The sequence below is a fragment of the Paenibacillus sp. FSL H8-0282 genome (assembly GCF_037963825.1).
GTDB classification, from domain to species: domain Bacteria; phylum Bacillota; class Bacilli; order Paenibacillales; family Paenibacillaceae; genus Paenibacillus_AQ; species Paenibacillus_AQ odorifer.
Window position 1 is genome coordinate 782143 of sequence record NZ_CP150146.1, and the last position, 22587, is coordinate 804729.

General features: G+C 42.6%; 13 protein-coding genes and 2 pseudogenes. 11 read left to right on the forward strand and 4 right to left on the reverse strand.

What is annotated here, in order from left to right; all coding sequences use genetic code 11:
• Positions 1–24: 24 nt before the first annotated feature.
• Positions 25–1575 carry a 23S rRNA (uracil(1939)-C(5))-methyltransferase RlmD gene (gene rlmD / locus NST94_RS03435; RefSeq protein WP_339281655.1) on the forward strand — a complete coding sequence of 517 codons (1551 nt, stop codon included), beginning with the start codon at positions 25–27 and terminating at the stop codon, positions 1573–1575.
• 106 nt (positions 1576–1681) lie between these two features.
• Positions 1682–2067, forward strand: a pseudogene (locus NST94_RS03440) (GNAT family protein); the annotation flags it as partial.
• Between the two features lie 335 nt (positions 2068–2402).
• Here NST94_RS03440 and NST94_RS03445 read toward each other — a convergent pair.
• From NST94_RS03445 to NST94_RS03460, 4 genes are all read right to left on the reverse strand, one after another.
• Positions 2403–4148, reverse strand: coding sequence for a M56 family metallopeptidase (locus tag NST94_RS03445; RefSeq protein ID WP_339281656.1), 1746 nt, complete (start codon positions 4146–4148; stop codon positions 2403–2405).
• Positions 4149–4223: 75 nt separating this feature from the next.
• Positions 4224–4823 (reverse strand): DUF1129 family protein, encoded by a 600-nt coding sequence (locus NST94_RS03450; RefSeq protein WP_339281657.1) that lies wholly within the window; start codon positions 4821–4823, stop codon positions 4224–4226.
• On the reverse strand, positions 4817–5155 hold the full coding sequence (locus tag NST94_RS03455; RefSeq protein WP_076308436.1) for a PadR family transcriptional regulator: 339 nt from the start codon (positions 5153–5155) through the stop codon (positions 4817–4819). Before NST94_RS03455 ends, NST94_RS03450 begins: the two co-directional genes overlap by 7 nt.
• 452 nt (positions 5156–5607) lie before the next feature.
• Entirely contained in the window at positions 5608–7398 is a 1791-nt protein-coding gene (locus NST94_RS03460) for a flavocytochrome c (protein WP_339281658.1), read from the reverse strand.
• A gap of 224 nt (positions 7399–7622) precedes the next feature.
• Between NST94_RS03460 and NST94_RS03465 the strand changes: the two genes are divergently transcribed.
• The 9 genes and pseudogenes from NST94_RS03465 to NST94_RS03505 all read left to right on the forward strand — a co-directional run bounded on the left by NST94_RS03465 (position 7623) and on the right by NST94_RS03505 (position 22339).
• Positions 7623–9257: a histidine kinase gene (locus NST94_RS03465; protein WP_339281659.1), complete on the forward strand. Its 1635-nt coding sequence runs from the start codon at positions 7623–7625 to the stop codon at positions 9255–9257.
• On the forward strand, positions 9232–10014 hold the full coding sequence (locus NST94_RS03470; RefSeq protein ID WP_339281660.1) for a response regulator: 783 nt from the start codon (positions 9232–9234) through the stop codon (positions 10012–10014). Before NST94_RS03465 ends, NST94_RS03470 begins: the two co-directional genes overlap by 26 nt.
• Before the next feature lie 52 nt (positions 10015–10066).
• A pseudogene (locus tag NST94_RS03475) lies at positions 10067–10423 on the forward strand (hypothetical protein); the annotation flags it as partial.
• Between the two features lie 410 nt (positions 10424–10833).
• Positions 10834–10983 carry a six-cysteine ranthipeptide SCIFF gene (scfA, locus tag NST94_RS03480; protein ID WP_076098734.1) on the forward strand — a complete coding sequence of 50 codons (150 nt, stop codon included), beginning with the start codon at positions 10834–10836 and terminating at the stop codon, positions 10981–10983.
• Between the two features lie 122 nt (positions 10984–11105).
• Positions 11106–12500 (forward strand): thioether cross-link-forming SCIFF peptide maturase, encoded by a 1395-nt coding sequence (gene scfB / locus NST94_RS03485; RefSeq protein WP_339281661.1) that lies wholly within the window; start codon positions 11106–11108, stop codon positions 12498–12500.
• A gap of 391 nt (positions 12501–12891) precedes the next feature.
• On the forward strand, positions 12892–18894 hold the full coding sequence (locus NST94_RS03490; protein ID WP_339281662.1) for an S-layer homology domain-containing protein: 6003 nt from the start codon (positions 12892–12894) through the stop codon (positions 18892–18894).
• An 11-nt stretch (positions 18895–18905) separates the two neighbouring features.
• Positions 18906–19148 (forward strand): hypothetical protein, encoded by a 243-nt coding sequence (locus NST94_RS03495; protein WP_339281663.1) that lies wholly within the window; start codon positions 18906–18908, stop codon positions 19146–19148.
• Between the two features lie 501 nt (positions 19149–19649).
• Positions 19650–21029, forward strand: coding sequence for a DGQHR domain-containing protein (locus tag NST94_RS03500; protein WP_339189516.1), 1380 nt, complete (start codon positions 19650–19652; stop codon positions 21027–21029).
• Complete coding sequence (locus NST94_RS03505) at positions 21026–22339, forward strand: hypothetical protein (RefSeq protein ID WP_339281664.1); 1314 nt, start codon at positions 21026–21028, stop codon at positions 22337–22339. The genes NST94_RS03500 and NST94_RS03505 overlap by 4 nt, the downstream gene beginning before the upstream one ends.
• Positions 22340–22587 lie beyond the last annotated feature (248 nt).

A 22587-nucleotide genomic window follows, 5' to 3' on the forward strand; every position in this document is an offset into this window, starting at 1 on the left:
AATGAAAGAAGTGAACAATAAATAATGAGTAAACACCGCAGTGGACGCAGCACCAGCCGCCCAGCCGGCAAGGCGCCTGTCGCCGGACTGCCTGTGAATAAAAATGATGAGGTTATGCTCGATATTATCGGCATGACCCATGAAGGTGAAGGGGTAGGCCGCGTAGAAGGCTTTACCCTTTTTGTGCAGGGAGCCCTTCCCGGAGAGAAAGTCCGGGCAAAGGTGCTTAAGACCAAAAAGCAGTATGGCTACGCCAAGCTGCTTAATATAGTAGAAGCGAGCAGCGCACGCATCGCAGCGCCTTGCGAGATCTATGACCAATGCGGCGGCTGCCAACTGCAGCATATGGACTACACCGCACAACTGGCGTGGAAACGGCAGCTGGTGGTGGACAACCTGGAGCGGATTGGGAAGCTCCGGGTGGATGGTGGCGGGAACAGCGGAAAGAGCAAAGAGAGTAATGCTGGTGGAAGTCAGACGGACAGTGCCAACGATGGTGGCATCGTGGATGGTGCGACTGATGGCGCTGGAGTAGCTCAGACAGATGGCATTCTTGTTCGCCCTACACTCGGCATGGACGAACCTTGGCGTTACCGCAATAAGGCACAGGTGCCAATTGGCGTAACCGAAGGTGGCCTTGTAGGCGGTTTTTACGCACGGGGAAGTCACCGTATCATCGATATGGAGACGTGCTTAATCCAGCACGAAGATAATGATGACGTTGTGCGCAAGGTGAAAGACATTGGCAGAGAACTTGGCATCTCTGCTTATAGTGAAGAAACCGGCCGTGGCCTGCTGCGTCATGTCGTCGTGAAGAAAGCTTTCCGCACCGGTGAAATGATGGTCGTTCTTGTAACCAACGGCCGCGACATCCCACACCTGGACGCCTGGCTTGGCAGCATCCGCGAACAGCTGCGGGATGTAGTCAGCATATGCCAGAACGTCAACACTCAGCGCACGAATGTCATCTTCGGTGGCGAAACCCGCGTCCTGTGGGGCAGAGATGTCATCTATGACTACATCGGCGATGTACAGTTCGCTATCTCAGCACGTTCGTTCTATCAAGTGAACCCGGCACAGACCGAAGTGCTGTACGGTAAAACCGTTGAATATGCCGGACTAACTGGCAACGAAACGGTTATCGATGCCTATTGCGGCATCGGTACGATCTCCCTCTTTTTGGCGCAGCATGCGGCTAAGGTATACGGTGTCGAGATTGTACCGGAAGCTATTGAGGATGCCCGGGCGAATGCAAAGTTAAATGAGATGAAGAATGTAGTGTTCGAGGTTGGTGCCTCTGAGGATGTAATCCCTAACTGGAAAGAGCAGGGGATAACGGCAGATGTTATCGTGGTCGATCCACCGCGTAAGGGTTGCGATCCGCGGTTGTTAGAGACGATTCTGGCGATGAAGCCGGAACGCGTGGTGTATGTGTCTTGTAATCCATCGACACTGGCAAGAGACTTGCGGGTGCTCGAAGATGGAGGGTACAAGACAGTGGAGGTAACTCCGGTGGACATGTTCCCGCATACGGTGCATGTGGAGTCGGTGGCGGTGTTGGTCAGGAAAGACTAATAGTTGAGGTGTATTGGTGGATACAGCAAAGGGTGGGGAGAAGTCCCTACTCTTTTTTATTTATATATGAAAATGTGGCAGGGGGGCATCGATCCGTTTGCTTAACTCAAACCGCCATATTAAAAAACAAGCATCTGAAGGGGTTTTTGGCGAAGAGACAGTCAAAGAATTTATAAAGAAGCCAGAAATTTACCTGTCGTATTAAAGAATAATGGAAGGCTTATGGGTGATATTGTTTTTCATGAACATTTTGGTGAGCATACATATGAAATTGGATGGGTATTTAATCCAAGCTTTCACAGTCAAGGATACGCTTCAGAAGCGGCATTAGCAATTTTGAAATATGGTTTCGAACAAATGAATTTGCACCGAATAATTGCAACTTGTCAGCCAGAAAATGTTCCATCTTATCGGGTTATGGAGAAAATCGGAATGAGACGAGAAGAATATTTCAAGAAGTGTATTCCCTATAAAAATGAATGGTATTACTAGGATATTATAGTTTAACATAGCTTTTATTTTAGGTGAGTAACAGCCACATCTTAATGTAAAATATACCTATCTACCGTCAGTACTCATCCCATGTGGAGAGTGTAGTATTGAGGGGCGAGTCTATATAGGTTACGCCGCCTGCTTTAGTGGGTTTTGGAAGTTGTAACTTATCTCGATTGAACCTTCTTCGTGAAGGAATACACGGTTAATCATCTTGTGAATCATATCTCTCAGGATTTCCTCGTTGCTTACTTCTAGCAAGGCGAATTTCGTTAACTCCGCCTTGAATTTCGATATGGGTCATTCGAGGCATAGTCCATTGTGTAGAACATTGATCACTTTGTAAATGATTCCTTAAATCGGTCGATCCACCAACGTCTACGAATTTCTTTTCCCCATTTATGACCGTAAACTCTTAACGTATATACTCGCCAGTACATAGGTGGATGATCCATCATTTGAAATTCCAAGAACCTTAAGAACCTAGGCGACCTTGCAAGAGATGACTTTATTTCTTTCAGATCATTTTTCTTCATACTATACTCTGCTGTTTTCTTGTTCGCTTCATCTTGGGATGTAGCAAGAGTCGCTAAGCTATTAGCCATTTGCAGCGTTCCTCCATCAAGAAATGAAGCGCCTAGATGATCTGCCCTTACTTCCATCAATTGAGAACAGAATGATTGAAATACTGGAAATAGAATTACAAGTAACCAAACTAAAAAAAATAAAGGAATAGCAAAAGCTTCAACATCAGAAATTTGTTTGAAGATAAATAAAAGTGAAACAACCACAATTAACATTAATAGAACTCTATACAGTTGCCCAAACAGGATATCTCTCTTCTTTACATGAACTGCTTCGTGGGCTAATATCCCTTCAATAGCATCTATGGGCAATTTTAATGTAGCGGTTGTTAAAGTTACCATTGACCGTCCAATATTCATACCTGTTGCTAGTCCATTGTATTGTGCGGAATCAGTCTCATAAACTTTCACGTTTGGAATATTAGCTTTAGCAAATACCTTTTCAGCTACTGATATCACTTCAGGATCGGTTGCAAGTTTAGCATCCATGGCAACCTGTAGTACACGATCAGATATATATATATTAAATAACCAATAAACAATCGCTATACTAACCATCAACCACGCAGGAGTTCTAAAGTAATTTAGGAGCAATATCATCCCAGTATAAGCGGATACCCCCTTTACTGTTATAGCAAAATAGAACTTGCCAAGAAGCCGTTTGATATTCCGTTTATGATAAAATGGCAGAATGTAAAGCTCATTTTCAATAGTATTTTCAAATTTGGTTCCCGTTCCCAATTCAGTTTTCCACTTTTCTGTTTCTTTAATTGTCAGGTATATTGTTTCTCCTGGTAATTGAAGTCGTAATACTTTGTTAAAGCTAGTTGTAAAGTCGGTATTTGATGTGAACAGGGTAAGATATGGATGAAGTTTTAACAGGTCTACTGTTGATTCGATAGTTATCTCCTGTATATCTTTGATTGAAAATTTTCTTGAGTCCAAGCGGGAAATGATATATAAGTTGCCTTGTTGTTTAGAAAAATACAGGCTAGTTGTAAAATAGATCACAAGACGTTTGATCATTTCGGTAATAGCAATGAGCAGCCCGTATACAATTAAGTATTTTAATGGGCTATTTTCGGGTCCATATATCAAATATAAGAAGGCACCAGTAAATACAAGAATTGAAATTCCCAATTCCCCAAGTATCCGTTGATTATTTCGAATAATTCCTATTTCCTCGACTTCTAGTTGGATGACTTCTTCCTTTAGCTCTCCAAACTTCCCCTGACCCGTCATTAAAAGAGACATCGATAAGTACCCAGCCGAAACAAACGCAAAATAAATGAAACCTTCTGGAAAGCCCTGTTGGTAGAAGATAAATCCAATTGCTATAATAGCTCCGGTAATTTCACTTGCATAACCCAATTTACTACTCCATCTTCCAGTTAAGACGCCAACCAGATAAATAATACAACCTAGTAATAGATATAAGATAGTTTCAAAGATACTTGGGAACATATAATTACCTACAATTCTAATTATTTTTCTCATTGATCTTAATGGTTAACAGATGAGTGTGTTCTCGTTCTAACTAGCGAAGTAGCACTCTTTGCTTTATTGTGTCGGTCAACGTTTCTTTTTCACAAATGTACCAAATAACGAATAGAGAATGATAACAAGGCTGACCGTAGCGGTAATATAAGCAGCGCCATCATGAAGAACGAGATGTGGTCTAGCAGGCAGAATACGATCGGACACAAGAAAGAATCCAACATATACGAGTATAATGACCATTCCTAGTCCGTAAATCATCCAGAAGGATTTGTGCTTTGAGGAGAAAGAGCCAGCACGAAGAATGGTAAATAAAACATAGGATAGGGCTAGTGAGAGTGCTAGATATACGATATTCTCATATAGCGGAATCGTTAGGTCTCCGCTGAAACCGTTTAGAAAACGCCAAATAAGAAGCAAAGGGACCATAGGTGCAATTGTTTTTATTTGTTCCCATTTCGATGATTTGGGAAGCTCTTGAATGATCTCATTACAAAAGGACTTGGGATCTTGGCCAAATACTTGTTCGAATGATTTCCCCTCCCGCTGAGCCGTTAATAAATGATCTTCGAGTTCCGTGAGGATCTCACTAGCGCTGGTATCCGATACGGAAGAGTTGCTCTGAATGTAGAATCTCATTTCGTTTAAGAGGGATTTATTTTTTTCGTTCAGCATTTAGCACCATCCTCTTTTTTTATAATACTGTTTACCGCATTACTTAGTTCGTTCCAATTTCCACGGAATAATTGAAGCTGCTGTTCTCCTTTTAGGGTTAGGCGATAGTATTTGCGGTTTGGCCCCGAAGCAGAGGGACGTAGTGTACTTGCTACAATATTTTCTTTCTCCAGACGAAGTAAGAGGGGATAGATGCTCCCTTCCTTTGCGAACACGAAGCCACTAAGAGCAAGCTTTTCCATAATTTCATATCCGTATGTTTCCTCTTCATCAATGATTGCAAGAAGACATCCCTCAAGCACCCCTCTAACCATTTGAGTGAACACGTGCATTCCTCCAATTGTAGCCCCTAGCTATATTGTTCAACAAGGTACTGAGTAAATAAATAGGTAGCTTGTATTGCAAGCTACCTATTAAATACTATCCAATTGTTACTTATAATGCAAGTCAAGATATTATCATTTGAGGAATATGTTTTTTGGAAAGTTACTTTATTTCGTTAATAATAGAATATACTGTAGCAATTGACGAGCGTAGCCCCTAGGCTCCACCATAAAAAAATCGTGAAGATCATCGTGGTCACACTTTTGGTCACAGTGCTTATTTTTTTCATGCCGATGACACGAATACATAAATAAACCGCCCTGTTCGCAATGTTGCGAACAGGGCGGTTTGCTAAGTCATAGAGGGCAGCTTGAAAGTTAGAGTCAACCTGCACTTTACAAACTATCTTGCACGTTTTTAAGGCTAACTTATTAATAGAGCAGTTACACAAAAAATAAGATTACTCTGCTACAACTTGTTTGCCTGCAATCCGGCCGAATGTGAAGATATCAGCGATGGCATTACCGCCAAGACGGTTTGTACCATGAATGACCCCTGTTACTTCACCTGCAGCGAACAACCCAGGGATGACTTCGCCTTTTTCATTCAAAACGCGAGTCTTCTCGTCGATCACCAAGCCGCCCATTGTATGGTGAACGGAGGGTACAGCTTTTTCGATGTAGTAAGGGCCTTTTTCAAGAGATTTCAATCCACCGCGATGTTTGAAATCAAGGTCTTTACCTGTTTTCGCATAATCATTTACTTTATTAATCGTTTCTTTCAAAGTGTTCACGTCAATTTTAAAGAAATCAGCGGCCTCTTCAATCGTATCGGCTTTAAAGAGCAAGCCTTGTTTAACGAGTTGATCGTATTCGTCTTGATGAACTTCTATCGTTTTACCGATATCCTCAATGCCTTGATTCCATAATTGATACGTATATCCACCCGTTTGGGCAAGAATTGCTTTAGAAATAACGTCACGACGTTCTAATTCCTCAACGAAGCGCTTGCCTTCTTGGTTAATCAGGATTGCACCATCGAAGCGGGAGTCTGCAACCAGGGAAATAACACCTGTCTCAGGATTACAGATTGGATACGTTTGAATACTCTCCATGTTTGTCAGTTTGGCGCCAATCGTTTCTGCCATAATGATACCGTCACCTGTAGATCCTGGTGTATCGGTAGTCATATATTTTTCATCCATTGTAGGGTTATACTTCTTACGCATCTCTACATTGGATCCAAAACCACCGGTAGCGATGATGACGCCTTTGTTCGCATGGAATGTGATCTTGTCGCCAGTACCCGAAGTCGCAGTTACACCTGTTACTTTGCCGCTTTCGTCCTTCAGCAAGGTTTCGGCTTTCATATTCGTTTTGATCGTGATTTGATCAGCGTCTGTTTTGGCTTTTAACTTAGTAATCAATTCAACACCTGTATGACCTACAGGAATCAACGCACGTTTTCTGGAATGGCCACCAAATTGGAACAGATGATCAGGTAAGAACTCTACCTTGATATCATCGCGCAGCCATTCGGCAGATGCTAGAGCATTGTCGGCAAGAATACGAACCATCTTTGGATCCCCGAGGTTGTCTCCGCCTTTCATCGTATCATTATAGAACAAGTCAGCCGTGTCATCTGTGATGCCAAGAGCACGTTCAATCCAGTTGTCCGGCGCATTCATCTCACCACCGGAGATCAATGTGTTGCCGCCAACAGCTGGCATTTTCTCGAGCAGAACTACATTAGCTCCAGCGCTCTTCGCTTCGATAGCCGCACTAAAGCCAGCACCCCCGGCACCGATGACGACAACATCATAGGTTTGCTCGACTTCTTCTTTGTCTTTGCTTCCACTGACTGCAGCGCCAGCGACAAGGGTAAGTCCAGACTTCGTAATTGCATCTTGAATGGCTTCGAGATATCCTTTGCTTGTAACTGTAGATCCGCTAATGGCATCAACTTTTGCGCTGTTAGTTGCCATGACCTCTTGCTTGAGCTGCGTATAAACAGGTTCTGCAAGTACTTCATTTTCCTTATGCTCTGTCACTTTAATGTCAGTGATCTTGTTATCTAATAAGGAGACTTGTACTTTAATATCGCCATGTTTACCTTGCCCAACTCCTTCAAAGACTTGAACTCCGTTTGCATCTGCAGCGGGCTCTGCATCTTCACTGCCGCAAGCAGCAAGCGTGAACATAAGACTGAGGACTAGTAGAATAGATAACAGCTTTTTCGTGTGAGTTCGCATAATATCTCCTTCATTCTGTTGTGGATTGGTTACATACACTAGGGAGAGGAAGATTTGCTAGGCAAATCCTTTATCTCTAGCCTAGACATGAATGTTATTTCATGTGAAAATATGCACAAGACCTATTATAGATTTAGTACAGCATTATGTATTTGCACAGATTAGTGTTTTTTTGTCTTTTTCGGGCATGTAAGAAACGGATATTGTGAAGGGCTATGATTACAATGAAATCAATTCACTTAAAGATTACGTTAATCGCAGGAGGCTGCTTCTTGCTGCTGTTCGTTGCATTGCTTGTAACAATATATTTGGAGATGAACCATACGGTTGTCCCTTTGAATAAGAACTTAACGCAGCAAGTGGTTACTGCACGCAGCGACCAGATTGATTATTGGTTTAATCAGCGCATTGGAGAGATAGACATGCTTGCTTCTCTAGCTTCGGACCATCAGTGGACACGAGATGAATTGCTGCAAGAGTTCGATAAGTTCGAGGCGAAGAAGAAAGTAGAGTACGAATCCATACGCGTGGTGGATATTCACGGAAATTCCTGGTCAGCAAGGGACAAGCCTTTTTCGATACTAAACCGACCCTACTATCGAAAACTGCTGAATTCAGATTCCAATTATGTGGTAAGCAATCCGATCGTATCCAAAGCGAATGCAGCCGAAATCGTCGTCATTCTTTATCGCGTGAATCCATCGGTGAATGATGAGGTAGCTTATATTGCCGCAGCCGTCTCCGTCAAGAAGATGAGGGAGATTGCTCAAGATGTAATGCTATATGACCAGTCAGGCCAGCTTATCGTCGATTGCAGAGAGCTGGGTGAAGAAGATGGAGCGGAGGATACAGCAGATAAGAAGAACATGAGTGTATTTGAGGCTCCAATTCAAAATGTGGAAGGCTGGAAGTTAGTACTCAAAGTACCGAATTCAAGTCTATCGTTAGCGGTGATCAAAACCCAGCGGACTGCATTGCTGGTAGGCGTTCTTATCGGTAGTGCGTTTATCGTCTTTCTGGTGCTGCTTGCTTCTTCCATTATTCGTCCAATTCAGTCGCTTCGCCAGGTAATGGAAAATGTGCAGAACGGCAACCAAACCATACGAGCAGATGTTACGCGCTCGGATGAGATCGGCGATCTTGGACGAAGCTTCAATGACATGCTTGTTCAATTATACGCTGTGGAGCAGGACCGAAAGGAGATGGAACTCAGACTGATTCATGAGCAGATCAAGCCGCACTTTTTATACAACACATTGGATACGATCCAGTGGATGGCAACGGAACATGGAGCAGACAATGTGGTGGAGATGGTGGAAGCGCTTAGCGCGTATTTCCGATTAGGGCTTGGCACAGGCAGTCCCTACATTCTGCTTGATCAGGAGTTGTACCATGTCGAGAGTTATCTTCATATTCAAGGTGTGCGATATGAGGAGATTCTGGACTACGAGCTTCGATATGATGAAAAGCTTGCTCAGTGCCAAGTCGTTCGCTTCATACTGCAGCCTTTGGTGGAAAATGCGATTTATCACGGGATTAAGCCACTTGGGGATCAAAAGTGCAAAATTTCGATTACAGCATATAAACAGGCCGATTATTTGGTCATTAAGGTTGAAAATAATGGGGTTATGATTCCGGAAGAGAAGCTTGAGCAGATAAATCAAGCCCTTCTTGATGATACATATGATCGTTCTGCCACAGGCTTTGGGCTATACAGTGTAAACCATCGCATTCGACTAGCTTACGGAGTGCCATATGGCCTTGCAGTGAAGAGCGAAGATGGCATTACCGTTATGGTCATTCGAATACCTTTGGACGGGGAGTGGAATGAAGATGTGGAAGATTGTCATCGTCGATGATGAAACGATCATTCGCAAAGGCTTGCGACAATACATTGAGGAGAGTCCGTATCTTTTTGAGGTTGCAGGAGAAGCGAAAAGTGCAAACGAAGCATTGAATATGGTGGAGGAAGCCCCACCACATGTATGTCTTGTGGACATCAACATGCCGAATATGAATGGGCTCGATCTGATGAACATATTGCGCGAACGCTGCCCGTCGGTTCTGGTTGTCATCATCAGCGGGTACGATAACTTTGAATATGCGCGTCAAGCCGTGCAACTGCAAGCATTCGATTATGTATTGAAACCTGTGCCGAAGAGTGATCTGAACAAGCTGCTTCATCGGATCGATGAGCATCTTCAGGTAAAATATCCTTTGCATTCACATGAAGGCAGGGTGGATAAGGAGCCGGAGCTTCCCGGGTATACAGGGGATGGGACAGTGCTTATTCAAAAAGTGACCGAGTATATTGACAGTCATTATCAGGATCCGGAGCTGTCTATTACTCGAGTAGCAGCACTATTTCATATCAACCAAACCTATCTTAGTAAGCGTATGAAGCAAGAAATCGGTGCTTCATTCCTTGACTATGTCACCGAGCTTCGGATATCGAAGGCGAAGGAGATTCTGGATGACGTAATGCCGAATATCAAAATCGGGGATCTGGCCGTGAAGGTAGGGTATAAGAGCCAGTACTATTTTAGTCGTGTGTTCAAAAATAGAGTCGGCTCAAGCCCCTTAGAGTACAAAAAGCATCCGTTCGGTTATGGATAGGAGGGCCATTCTCGTCCCTCTGCAGCACGCCATAGATGTTATGCTCGGTTCAGATCTTCAAATTCCTATCAACCATGAAGAAATTGAAGCGGTTAGAAAAGATAGTAAGGGGATCATCCCGGAGGATCGGCTAATAGTTATTGCAAGAAGCAGAAAAATATCAGAACTTGCAAAGGAGCTTTTGTCAGCTCAGACATCATTAAGTAAATCGAACTTTATTGTTATAGCTACTAAGTATTTATCTATTTCCATAGAGGAGAGCTTAGAAAGCGACGATATCTTATAGAATATTCTAGCCTTAGTGGACAGACGAGTTGGGAAAAAGCGGATTTTAAACATGAGCGAGAAGATGAAGTTAAAGCATCCAATTGTGCAATATTTTTATGAACTAAGCCGTAAGAGCAGATAAACTGTCCGGAAGTGTCTTAGGACTCCTCATATAAGTTTGTTCACATTGTCCACCCACGCATGTATAGAGTGTCGCTCTACTGGTAAGGAAGGATACAGTGCTATGAGATCCTTATATTTATTGGACTTTACGGACAAGTATGAGAAAAAATGTTGTTAAAGAGATGGCATCATTGCCGTCTCTTTTTTGTTTCACTTTTTTAGTATTGCACTGACTCTGGTTCCCGCTACCGCATCCTACGATCAAAAGCATGAACGACTGCACGAAAATTAGTGTTGATGCTTATGTTTAAGTCCTCTCTACTCTGCTGGGTGACGGGAATCATAGACGTACTTACGTGAGGTTGCTACGATGTTCCATGGAAATTAAGTGAAAGTGATCACAAGAAATTACAGAAGGAGTCATTTATCGTGAAAAGAATCGTAACCCTAAGCACCCGCAAACTGATGGATACCGCAAAACACGGCGGATGCGGCGCATGCCAGACCTCTTGCCAGTCCGCTTGTAAAACTTCCTGCGGCGTTGCAAACCAGAAGTGTGAAAATGCAATGAACAGATAGGATCTGGAATTTTACCGCCCATTGCTCTGCTGATGGGCGGCTATTTTTAAGAAATGGATACTATCCCTAAAGGATGGCGAAGCCGTTTCTACTTGTGTGCAAAAGGAGCTTGATTAGTAAGTATGATTCATCAATATAAACTAAACGGATACAATATCGTGCTCGATACCTATAGTGGCTCGGTGCATGTTGTTGATGACCTAGCATATGAAATTATAGCGGATTATGAGAAAACTTCTGTCGATCAAATCGTGACAACAATGTTGGATAAATATAAAGATGATTCCAGCATTTCCGAGAGCGACATTCGAGAAACCATCGTGGATATCGAGGAGCTTATAAATGATGGACAGCTTTTTACAAAAGATGAGTATGAGAACCTCTCGCTCGATTTAAAAAAACGCAAAACTTATGTCAAGGCACTCTGCCTCAATGTTGCGCATACCTGTAATTTGTCATGTGACTATTGCTTCGCTAGTCAGGGGAAATACAACGGAGATCGAGCAATCATGAGCTATGAGGTTGGACAAAAAGCTATCGATTACCTGCTTGAAAATTCGGGTCATCATCGTAATCTTGACATCGACTTTTTCGGCGGGGAACCGCTCTTGGCTTGGAAAGTGGTTAAACAGATCGTAGCTTATGCAAGAAGCAAAGAACAAGAATACAAAAAGAAGTTCCGCTTCACCTTCACGACAAACGGGATGCTGCTGAACGATGAGGTCACTGAGTTTTTAAATCAGGAAATGTACAATGTCGTATTAAGCCTGGATGGAAGAAAAGAGGTTCATGACCGACTTCGCCAAACGGTTAACGGAAAAGGCAGCTATGATCATATTCTTCCGAAGTTCCAGGAATTCGTTCGTAAGCGCGGAGACCAAGAGTACTATGTACGAGGAACTTACACTCGTAACAATGTCGATTTCACCAACGATATATTTCATATCGCAGACCTTGGTTTTGACAAAATTTCGATGGAACCGGTCATCTGTGATCCAAAGGAGCCCTATGCACTTACCGAGGAGGACCTGCCGGAGATATACAACCAGTACGAAATTCTCGCGAAGGAAATGATCGGTCGCGGTGAACAAGGCAAGGGTTTTACCTTTTATCACTACATGCTAGACCTCTCGGAAGGACCTTGCATCCAGAAGAGAATCACTGGCTGTGGGTCAGGAACCGAATATCTTGCCGTCACCCCTTGGGGAGAGCTTTTTCCTTGCCACCAGTTCGTAGGGGATGAAGAGTATAGCATGGGGAACCTCTGGGATGGCATCACAAAACCTGAGCTGCAATGTCAATTCCAAGAGAGCAACTGCTACTCGAAGCCGGAATGCAAGGACTGCTGGGCTAAACTCTACTGCAGCGGTGGTTGTCCAGCCAATGCACTGCACGCGACGGGTTCCCTGGTCGGAACCTATGATTTCAGCTGTGACGTCTTCCGCAAAAGAGTCGAATGTTCCATGATGGTAAAGGTTGATGAATCTATTAGAGCGATGGAAGAGCAATCTAGCTAGTTAACGTAACGGATGAAAAAACTCTAACCGAGAAATAGACACTTTTAAATAAAGTGCCTTTCTCGGTTTTTTTTGTATTAACTAGAACTATGATCATAGATCGTTTTTTTCATCGGCAATCAGGATGAGGAATTCAAAACGTGACGGCCTAATCTGTTTAATAGACAGAGAGGGCTTTTTTAATGTGCGAATCTATGATTTTTTCTTTGAACACAAATATATATGACTAAAGTCATATTAAATTCGTGATTTAGCGTATTTTTTTGTCGAAAAATAAACTATTTTCTAAGAAATGTCGATATAATAGGATAGAAATCTGCTTTTCTGTATTAACTGCAATTACGGAAGCGTTAACAATTATATGAATAGTCATTCGACAAGGAGGAAAGCAATGTTAAAAAAGTTAGGCAAGATTGGATTGGCTTTTATATTAGTCATTGGACTGCTGCCGATGATTTCACTCCGGGCATACGCTGCCATCCCCTCATTCACCAAAACGGTGGACTTTCCCATTCAGCCTCCAGTTACAAACGCCTCGGGTAAGAATGTTTCTGATGTTGATGTTCTTCCTGACGGAAGTACCGCAGTAGTGTTGAACACATTCGCTTATCAAGGCAATTCCTATGTTTATTCTTATTTTTTAAAGATTTTTGACCGCACGGGAGCACTTAGATCAGATGTTGATCTGAGTAGTCTAATGGATACCTATTACAAAATGATTGATGTGAATATGCTTGCGCTAAGTGATGGAAGGATTCTGATTACTTACCATAAAAGCGACAGCGGCGATAACAATTTGCAATTGGGAACCGTTAGGGAGAGTACTCCCAATGCCTATTTCATGGTGCTAAACCAGTCAGGACAAAAGGTGGTCGGTCAGACACAGATTAATACATACTCTGCCGCAAGTACCCCGGCACTCACGCGCTTTGTCTCTATAACGGAATTGTCTGACGGCAATATAGCTTTTTCCTGGCAACGGAACGACAATATTAGCACGGCTACGCGTGTGTTCACTGTTGAGGGTAACCCAGTTTCGGGAGAAACACTTCTGGTTTCCCATAATGCGAGCATGTCTAATGTATCCGCTGGAGACGGTGTATATATGGTTGCTTACAATTCAGGAGTAGGACCCCAGACGGATACTGTTTATCTGAAAATATTCAGTAATAGTGGGACTCTGTTAAATACGATTAATAAAGGAATAAGAACGGATGAAAAACAGCTGTTTCTATCCACGTTGAACAACGGGAATTTCATGTTCAGCCAATATAACTATAGAAACGACTCATCAACGGTTTCTTTATATGATAAGAACGGTACGAGTAAGGGTGATTTTACAGTAAGTGGCTCTCTAGGCGAATCTTCGGCTGCTATTTATAGGGATGGTGCAAAGCCGGGCTTTGTAACCGTAAGTACGGACCCCACTTCTACCAATGCCATCAATGATGCGTACAACAACTTTAAAGAATGGTCGGGAACGCAGTATGCTTACCTGAATTATTATGACAATGACGGTAACTTAGTCTTTACATCGGATCAGCCGGTGGATTCCGCTCCGGTGGCTATGCAGGGTTTCAATGAAGCCACTTGGATGTACGCTGTGGAATATTATCCAAGCTTCAAATTGTATCCCACCTTTGGTGACAAGCTTGTCTTGGTGACAACCGATAATACGGATGCTGATCATTATAGAATAACCGCTAAAATATTTGAGACGGGAGCTCCGGCACCAGCGGCTATCATTGACTATGCGGCTGAGCAACTGACCGGACTGACGCCAAACAGCGCCTACTCGGTTAACAACGGTACAGCGGTAACGGTGACAGCGGATGGTAAGCTGGCTATAGACAGCAGCTGGTTGGGAACGTCAGTGAGCATCGTGAAGAAAGGCGATGGCTCGTCGACAACGGATAGCCCGGCACAAACGCTGACTATTCCATTCCGTCCAGGGGCACCGACTGGTGTAACGGCGACGAATGAAACGGCGATAAGTGCTAACGATGGTACATTGACTAACGTAACAACTGCGATGGAGTACAAGAAGGGTGTGGCGGGTACTTGGACGAATATTTCAGGTGCAACCGTAACGAGACTTGATCCGGACATGTACTATGTCCGGACAAAAGCGACGGTGACGGCGTTTGCGTCAGAAGCGAAGAGCGTGACGGTGGCTACGTTTGTGGCAACACCGGAAGTGACACCGGCAGCCATCATTGATTATACGGCAGAGCAGTTAACCGGTCTGGTGCCAAACGGCTCGTATACGGTGAACGGTACGGCAGTAACAGCGACAACAGATGGTAAGCTGGCCATTAACAGTGGTTGGTTGGATACGTCGCTGAGCATCGTGAAAAAAGGCAATGCCTCGACGACATTGGATAGCGCGGCGCAGACGCTAAGCATTCCGCCACGTGCAGGGGCGCCGACTGGTGTGATAGCGACGGATGAAACGGAGATTAGTGCTAACGATGGTACATTGACGAACGTGACAACCGAGATGGAATTCAAGAAAGGTACAGCAGGTGTATGGACGAGTGTAGCAGGTGTAACCGTAACGGGACTTGATCCGGACACGTATTATGTGCGGACGAAAGCGACGACTACGGCATTTGCGTCAGAAGCGAAGAGCGTGACGGTGGCTACGTTTGTGCCAACGCCGGAAGCGGCACCGGTAGCCACCATTGATTATGCGGCTGAGCAGTTAACAGGTTTAACGGCAAGCGGCTCGTACACGGTAAACGGGGCTTCGCTAACAGCGACAGCTGATGGCAAGCTAGCTATTGATAGCATTTGGTTGGGGACGTCATTGAGCATCGTGAAGAAGGGCAATAGTTCTACGACAACGGATAGCACAGCGCAGACGCTAAGCATTCCGATCCGTCCAGGGGCGCCGATAGGTGTAACGGCGACAGACGAAACGGCGATAAATGCTAACAATGGTACATTGACGAACGTGACAACGGAGATGGAATACAAGAAGGGTGCGGCAGGTGAATGGAAGGATGTGACGGGTGTAACCGTAACGGAACTAACTCCGGACACGTACCATGTGCGGACGAAAGCGACTGGGGCAGCATTTGCGTCAGCTTCAGTGCAAGTGGCGGTGGTTGCTTTTGTGGCGACACCGGAAGTGGTACCGGCAGCCGTTATTGATTATTCGGTCGAACAACTGACAGGCTTGACGTCAAATGGCTCGTACACAGTAAACGGAGCTTTGGTAACAGCGACAGCTGATGGAAAATTAGCTATTGGTAACAGTTGGTTGGGAACATCGCTAAGTATTATGAAGAAAGGCAATGGCTCGACGACAACGGATAGTGCGGCGCAGACGTTAAGCATTCCGTCCCGTTCAGGGGTGCCGACTGGTGTAACGGCGACGGATGAAACGGCGATAAATGCCAACGATGGCAAATTGACGAACGTAACAACCGCGTTGGAATACAAGAAGGGCACAGCAGGTGCATGGACGGATGTGTCAGGCACAACCGTGACAGGACTTATTCCGGACACGTATTATGTCCGGACGAAAGCGACTTTGACAGCATTTGCGTCAGAAGCGAAGATCGTGACGGTGGCTACGTTCGTGCCAACGCTGGAAGCAACACCGACAGCCATCATTGACTATGCGGCAGAGCAGTTGACAGGCTTGACGCCAAGTGGCCTGTACACGGTAAAAGGTTCAGCGGTTACGGCGACAGCAGATGGTAAGCTGGACATTAATAGTAGTTGGATAGGAACATCGCTAAGCATCGTGAAGAAGGGCAACAGCTCGACGACAACGGATAGCGCGGTGCAGACGCTAAGCATTCCGTCCCGTTCAGTGGCGCCGATTGGTGTGACAGCAACGGGTGAAACGGGATTGAACACAAACGATGGTACGCTCATCAATGTTACTAGTGCAATGGAATACAAGAAAGGTACAGCAGGTGCATGGACAGATGTACCTAGTACAAGCGTGACGGGGCTTACTCCAGACACGTATTATGTGCGGACGAAAGCAACAGCGACGGCATTTACCTCGGCTTCGGTGCAAGTGACGGTATCGGCATTCACGAAAATGCCAGAAGCGATGCCAGCAGCCGTCATCGACTATGCTACTGAACAGTTGGCAGGCCTGACGCCAAGTGGCACATACATGGTAAACGATACAGCGATTACGGTGCCAGTAGATGGCAAGCTGGAAATTGATAGCAGCTGGTTGGGAACGTCACTGAGCATCCTTAAGAAAGGTGACGGTTCAACAACTACGGACAGTGCGGTACAGACTTTAAACATTCCATCTCGTGCAGCGGCTCCGGTAGGTGTGACTGTTACGGATGTAACGTACAATGGGGCTAATAACGGTACCATTCAGAATCTGACAGTCCAAATGGAATACAAAATAGGCAGCACTAGTCTTTGGACAGAAGTTACAGACACAATGATTACTGACCTTGCGCCGGACACGTATTATGTTCGGGACAAGGCAACGGCAACAGCATTCGCTTCTATTGCTGCTCAGGTTATCGTTCATGACTCGAATGCGGTCATCCCGTCCGCGCCTGAAGTCACGGCTGATGATCTGAACAATACGATTGTTGGTCTGGACACAAGTATGGAATTTTCAGTGGACGACGGACCATACGTACGGTACGACGGAACTAACTCCCCAGACTTGAGTGGTGAGCACATTGTTAAGGTACGGGTGGTAGCTAGCGGGTCCGTTCCGGCGGGACCAGCAACCACGCTGACCTTTACAATTAATATGCTTAACCCTGCCGATGGCTTGAACGTGATCGCCATCGATCCAAGTGGCTCGGCAAATAACGGCTATACACAAATCACCGTTATACCTGCGCTGGCTGAAGGACATAAGCTCTTTTATAAGAACTTTGGCGCTGGTAGCGTAGTCGTACCAAATGTGGGAGAGGTCCTGACTGGATACACGCTTGTAGGCATTGAGGGATTGGTTCCTGCGTCCAATGGGGATATGATTGGGATTGCAGAGGTAGATGCTGACGGCCAAGTGGTGAAATACGGTAGTGCAACAGCAGCTGTGGTGGCTGATACCGTAACACCGGGGACTGATCCGGTCAGCCCAGGATCCGGAAGCAACTCGAATAGCGGAACAACCCCCGGTAATGCGAACACAGTTGTTACCGATGTGATCGTTCTTGTTAACGGTAAGGAAGAGAACGCGGGCAAAGCAACAACAACGACCTTAGGAAACGTGGCAACAACTATTATCGTCGTCGACCCAGCTAAACTCCAAGCGAAGCTGGACGCGGAAGGTAATGGGGCGGTGGTGATCGTTCCGGTGACGCAGGATTCCAACATCATCGTTGCTGAGTTAAATGGTCAAATAATTAAGAACATGGAGAACGCATCGGCTACTCTAGTGTTTCAGACAAGCAAAGGGACTTATACTTTGCCAGCCGACGAAATCAATATTGATGCGTTAGCTAAAAAATTTGGAAGCGGCTTGAAGCTGGAAGATATCACACTGAAGATTACGATCAGCGAGACCTCGCCGTCTATGAATCAGGTAGTGGCAGGTGCTGCAAGCAGAGGTGGCTTCACACTCGTTGCACCGTCACTAGATTTCACTGTTACCGCTACTTACGGTACATCGACAGTGGAAGTGAGTCAGTTCAATGCTTACGTGGAGCGGATAGTGGCACTTCCAGGTGGTATTGATCCGAATCGGATTACGACTGGAGTCGTTGTGGAGCCAGATGGCACAGTGCGCCATGTACCGACTAGGTTCGTTCTGAAGGACGGCAAATACTACGCAGTTATTAAGAGTGTGACGAATAGCTCGTATTCGGTGATCTGGCATCCGCTGACTTTTGCGGATGTGGAGAATCATTGGGCGAAGGACGCAGTGAACGATATGGGATCACGTCTGGTGATTAATGGAGTGAACAAAACGACGTTTAACCCGAATGCAGATATCACCCGAGCGGAGTTCGCAGCGATTATCGTACGCGGTCTAGGACTGAAACTTGGGGACGGGAAGACAGCGTTTGCAGATGTACCAGCGAATAGCTGGTATGCAGGGGCTGTTGAAACGGCATCCGAGTATGGTCTGATCACCGGTTTTGAGGACGGCACATTCCAGACGAATGCTCCAATCACACGCGAGCAGGCTATGAACATTATCTCCAAAGCGATGAAGTTAACCGGCCTTGCGGACCAGACTGGAACAGTGGATGCAACAAGCGTACTTGCAACCTTTACAGATGCCGGCAACATAGGCGTTTGGGCTAAGGACAGTCTGGCGCTAGCCGTCAAAGCTGGCTTAATCAGCGGCCGTGGCGACAATAAGTTGGAGGCAAAGGCTAATGTCACCCGTGCGGAAGTGACAGTTCTGATTCAGCGGTTGCTGCAGAAGTCGGGTCTTATTGATTAGATTGGTGAGTAATGGAAGAGTGGATTCAGCATAGGGCTGAATCCGCTTTTTTTTTGTTAGTTGATCTAGTTTCTGGTCTATCTTGGATAGCCGCCATGTCTGGAATTGAAGTATCAATAAAATACGGAAGTTATGAAGGAGTTACGGCTCAAATCTATTTTATAGATATGACAAAGAGGATTGGAAGTGCAGGTAATGTAGGTACTATAAGATTATCGAATAGAGTTAAAATTACATATCACTCCGAAAATTAAGGATGGGTAAAAAAAGAACCAGACTGCAATTTTTTGAGGTCTTTCTTTCCATTAAAAATGGGCATATCGTATAAGATTTGTTCCCGCTGTGTACTCGACGCATTTGGAGTCGGTGGCGTTATTAATGAGGAACAATAGAGAAGTCTGGATTTACTGTGATGGAGTGAGTTTTGGGAGTAGTATAGATGAGATGTAAACATAAATAGAAGATGTAAAATAGTGAAGATTGCTGATTTTGACAAAAAACTTCGGAAAAACACCTGTTATATTAAAAAAAGGTGTTTTTTGGTTGTCTTCGTTATTGAAAAAAATTAATTTGTTTACTTTTACTGTGTTAGAATGCAAATAATTAGATGTAGAATTAATATATAGCATATTATTGTTAGGTTTATAGGCTTTTATATGCTACCCTATCCTTCAAAGGGGGCTTTTAGGAGGATGTAGTTGATATTTCTAAGATAGACAGTTAGAAACAATGAAATAAGTAGGGGGAATATATGAATGGCGAAAAGGGGAAAAATAAAAGCAGTTGTTTATTTCTGGAATACCAAAAATTGTTTTACTGGCTTCATGTCATATAATGAGGTTGGAAAGTATGTAAATATTGTTAAAGACCAATCTATGAATCGATTAATTAATGATGCCAGCGTGGATTTAATAATAAAATATATGAAAAATGAAGGAGAGGAGATCTTTTTTCCACCAGTAATAATGAATTGCTCAAATAAAATAAAGTATGATTCTGTAAATAGCCTAATGGAGATTGAAGAAAGTAGCCTTACTATTATAGATGGGCAACATCGGATTAAGGCAATAAATGAGATACTGGCTGATACAGAATTTCTTTCTGAATTTGGTTCTAAGAAAATACCCTTTTTGATTATAGAAGAATTAAGTCCAGAGTTACATAGAAAATTGTTCCATACAATCAACGATAAGAGTACGAAAGTACAAAATAACGTCTCAGATCGTTTTTCAACTACAACTTCAAATTTAATAGGATTGAAATACGTCTCAGACCATCTCGATATAAAAGAAATAATTGAATGGGAAGGTAAGCAGTCAAAAGAAAAGATAGTTTATTCTCATATGCTGAATTGTATTGAAATAATAGAGGATTTCTTACAAAAAAAGTTTAAAAATACATTGAGTACAATTGAAGGGGTCTTAGTTGATAATAAGAAACATTTATATAAAAATGACAATTATTATTCTGTATTTGGAGCCTTTTGGGATTATATTTTTCTAAAACTAAAGGAGAAGCCCACAGATAAAAATTTTTACGTTAAAGAAATAACATTAAGCTATATAAGTAAGATATTGATTAACAAACTCGATACTGAGGGAGTAAACGATGATATTGAGGCTCTTATTAATATTAAAGATAAAATTAGTATTATACTAAATAATTTTTTACCGAAGGAATTGGTTTTTGATTATGTGTTTAGAATTAATAAATCTTCTGAATGTAATGAATCGCTGAAGAGATATCTGGATTGCAATAAATATTTAGTTGAAAACGGAATAACATTACAGAATAAAATTACTTTTAATAAACTGCTCTCTAAAGTTATACCCAAAGGTTTTCTTGATAATGGTGGATATTTTTCAGTTGATGCAACGAAATATGAACCTTTCAGTGCCTTTCTACAGTTAACAAATAATTTACTAACAGATTTGTTAGCTCAAAATAAAACTGAAAAAGAAATAATTAAACAACTTGTTCCAGTGGATAAAACAAATCAATTTGGTACAACTGAACCTGATGAGCAAGCCGCAGCGGAGGAGATAAACGTCGATTTAAGAGCGAGCATCGGCACTCAGGAAATTATGCAAGAGCAGGATCCACAAGAGGATAAACCTGAAAAGCCGGAAGAGTGAATATGCAGTTATTAGGAAAATATTATTTGGAGGAATGCAAATTGCATCATACGCATTTTGTTTTGCAATTCACAAAAACATATAGTAATGAAACACTAAAAGAAGTATTGTCCTCTGAGGAGTTTGACAATATTGATTATGTATTTAATCCAGTTGAAAAGATGATATTTTTCTCGATATTTGACAAAGCGGAGAAGCCGAAAAAGTATGAAAAAACAAAAAAAGCAATTATTGAAACATTGGGAATGATTGATGGAACATATCTTTCAATTCTTTATGATTCCCAAACCGTTGAATATTTGGAGAAGATATCTTCTTCTATTTATGAACTTGAAAGGAACTTTAGAAACTTAATCGAAATTAAGATGCTTCGTCAAGTAGGACCTTTGTGGAGAAACCAATATCTAGTATCTAATGATAATACATATGACCGAAAAACAGGAAGGAAAGACGATGTTTTTAAATACCTTGCTAACCCATTGGATGACCATAATTTCAAAAACCTAAGTGTTTTTGTTAAAGAAAATATTAGGAGGAATAGAAGTATTATCACTGAAAAGTTAGATTTATTAGATAGTAAATTGGATATTTTAAAAGCAGCTAAGAAAAGTGAAGATTTAAATGAAATTACGGATGATATTGTTGATGAAATAAATCAATTGAAAATCTCCGTGGGTAATGCTAATGACCTATATTCTGAGGATATTTATGCTCATATTAAACCTGATTTAGTGGAAGAATGGAATAGAATTTATGACTACCGAAATTATTGGGCGCATAATATATTTTTAATGACGGAAGCGGAATATAATGAATATCTACGGCTAAGTCAAAGGATAAATAAAAAGATCAAGGTTGAACTAACTATAGATTCATTACTTGGTTCACTAAATTTTAAGGATTATGGTAATTTTATAAGGATATCAATAAGTAAATATGAGAATGAAGTAGTAAACTGTGAGGTGAAAATAAAGTTTAATCTTAATGGGAAATTTTACTATGTATCAAAGCTAGAAGCAGACTATATAGATATCTATAACTTCTATAAAGTTTTATTTAGTAAACAAGCCGATTTCATAGCAAAATTAGATAGTACTTATTTAAGAAATCCGTATTTATATAATATATTATCTGAAAACGAAAAATTCCCTGAATGGTTTGAAGATATTTCAGAGGAAGATTCAAATGAAATTATCAATATCTTAACTAGTGTATTTAAATTTAATGTTAAGACTGCGAATGAATCTGGGGAAGGTTTGGTGGTTGTGAATGAAGACCATCACAGTTTCTTGAAAAGAATATTTTCATAATAAGTATTAGAAGGTCAGCTGATTTAGGAAATCTAGTTATATGTAAACCCGCAAATAAAGTTTGCGGGTCTTTTTTATAACTTTAAAAGTGGAGGGTTTAAAATTGGAATTTCTAATTATGTAATTAGTTTGGGACTAGAGATCAACAATATCAATAATGATGAGTATTTACATTTCCCACCAATCTCCAAACAAGGTATACTTAAAAAAATATGTAGTTACTAATGGCCTATATCTTAAGACCTTCT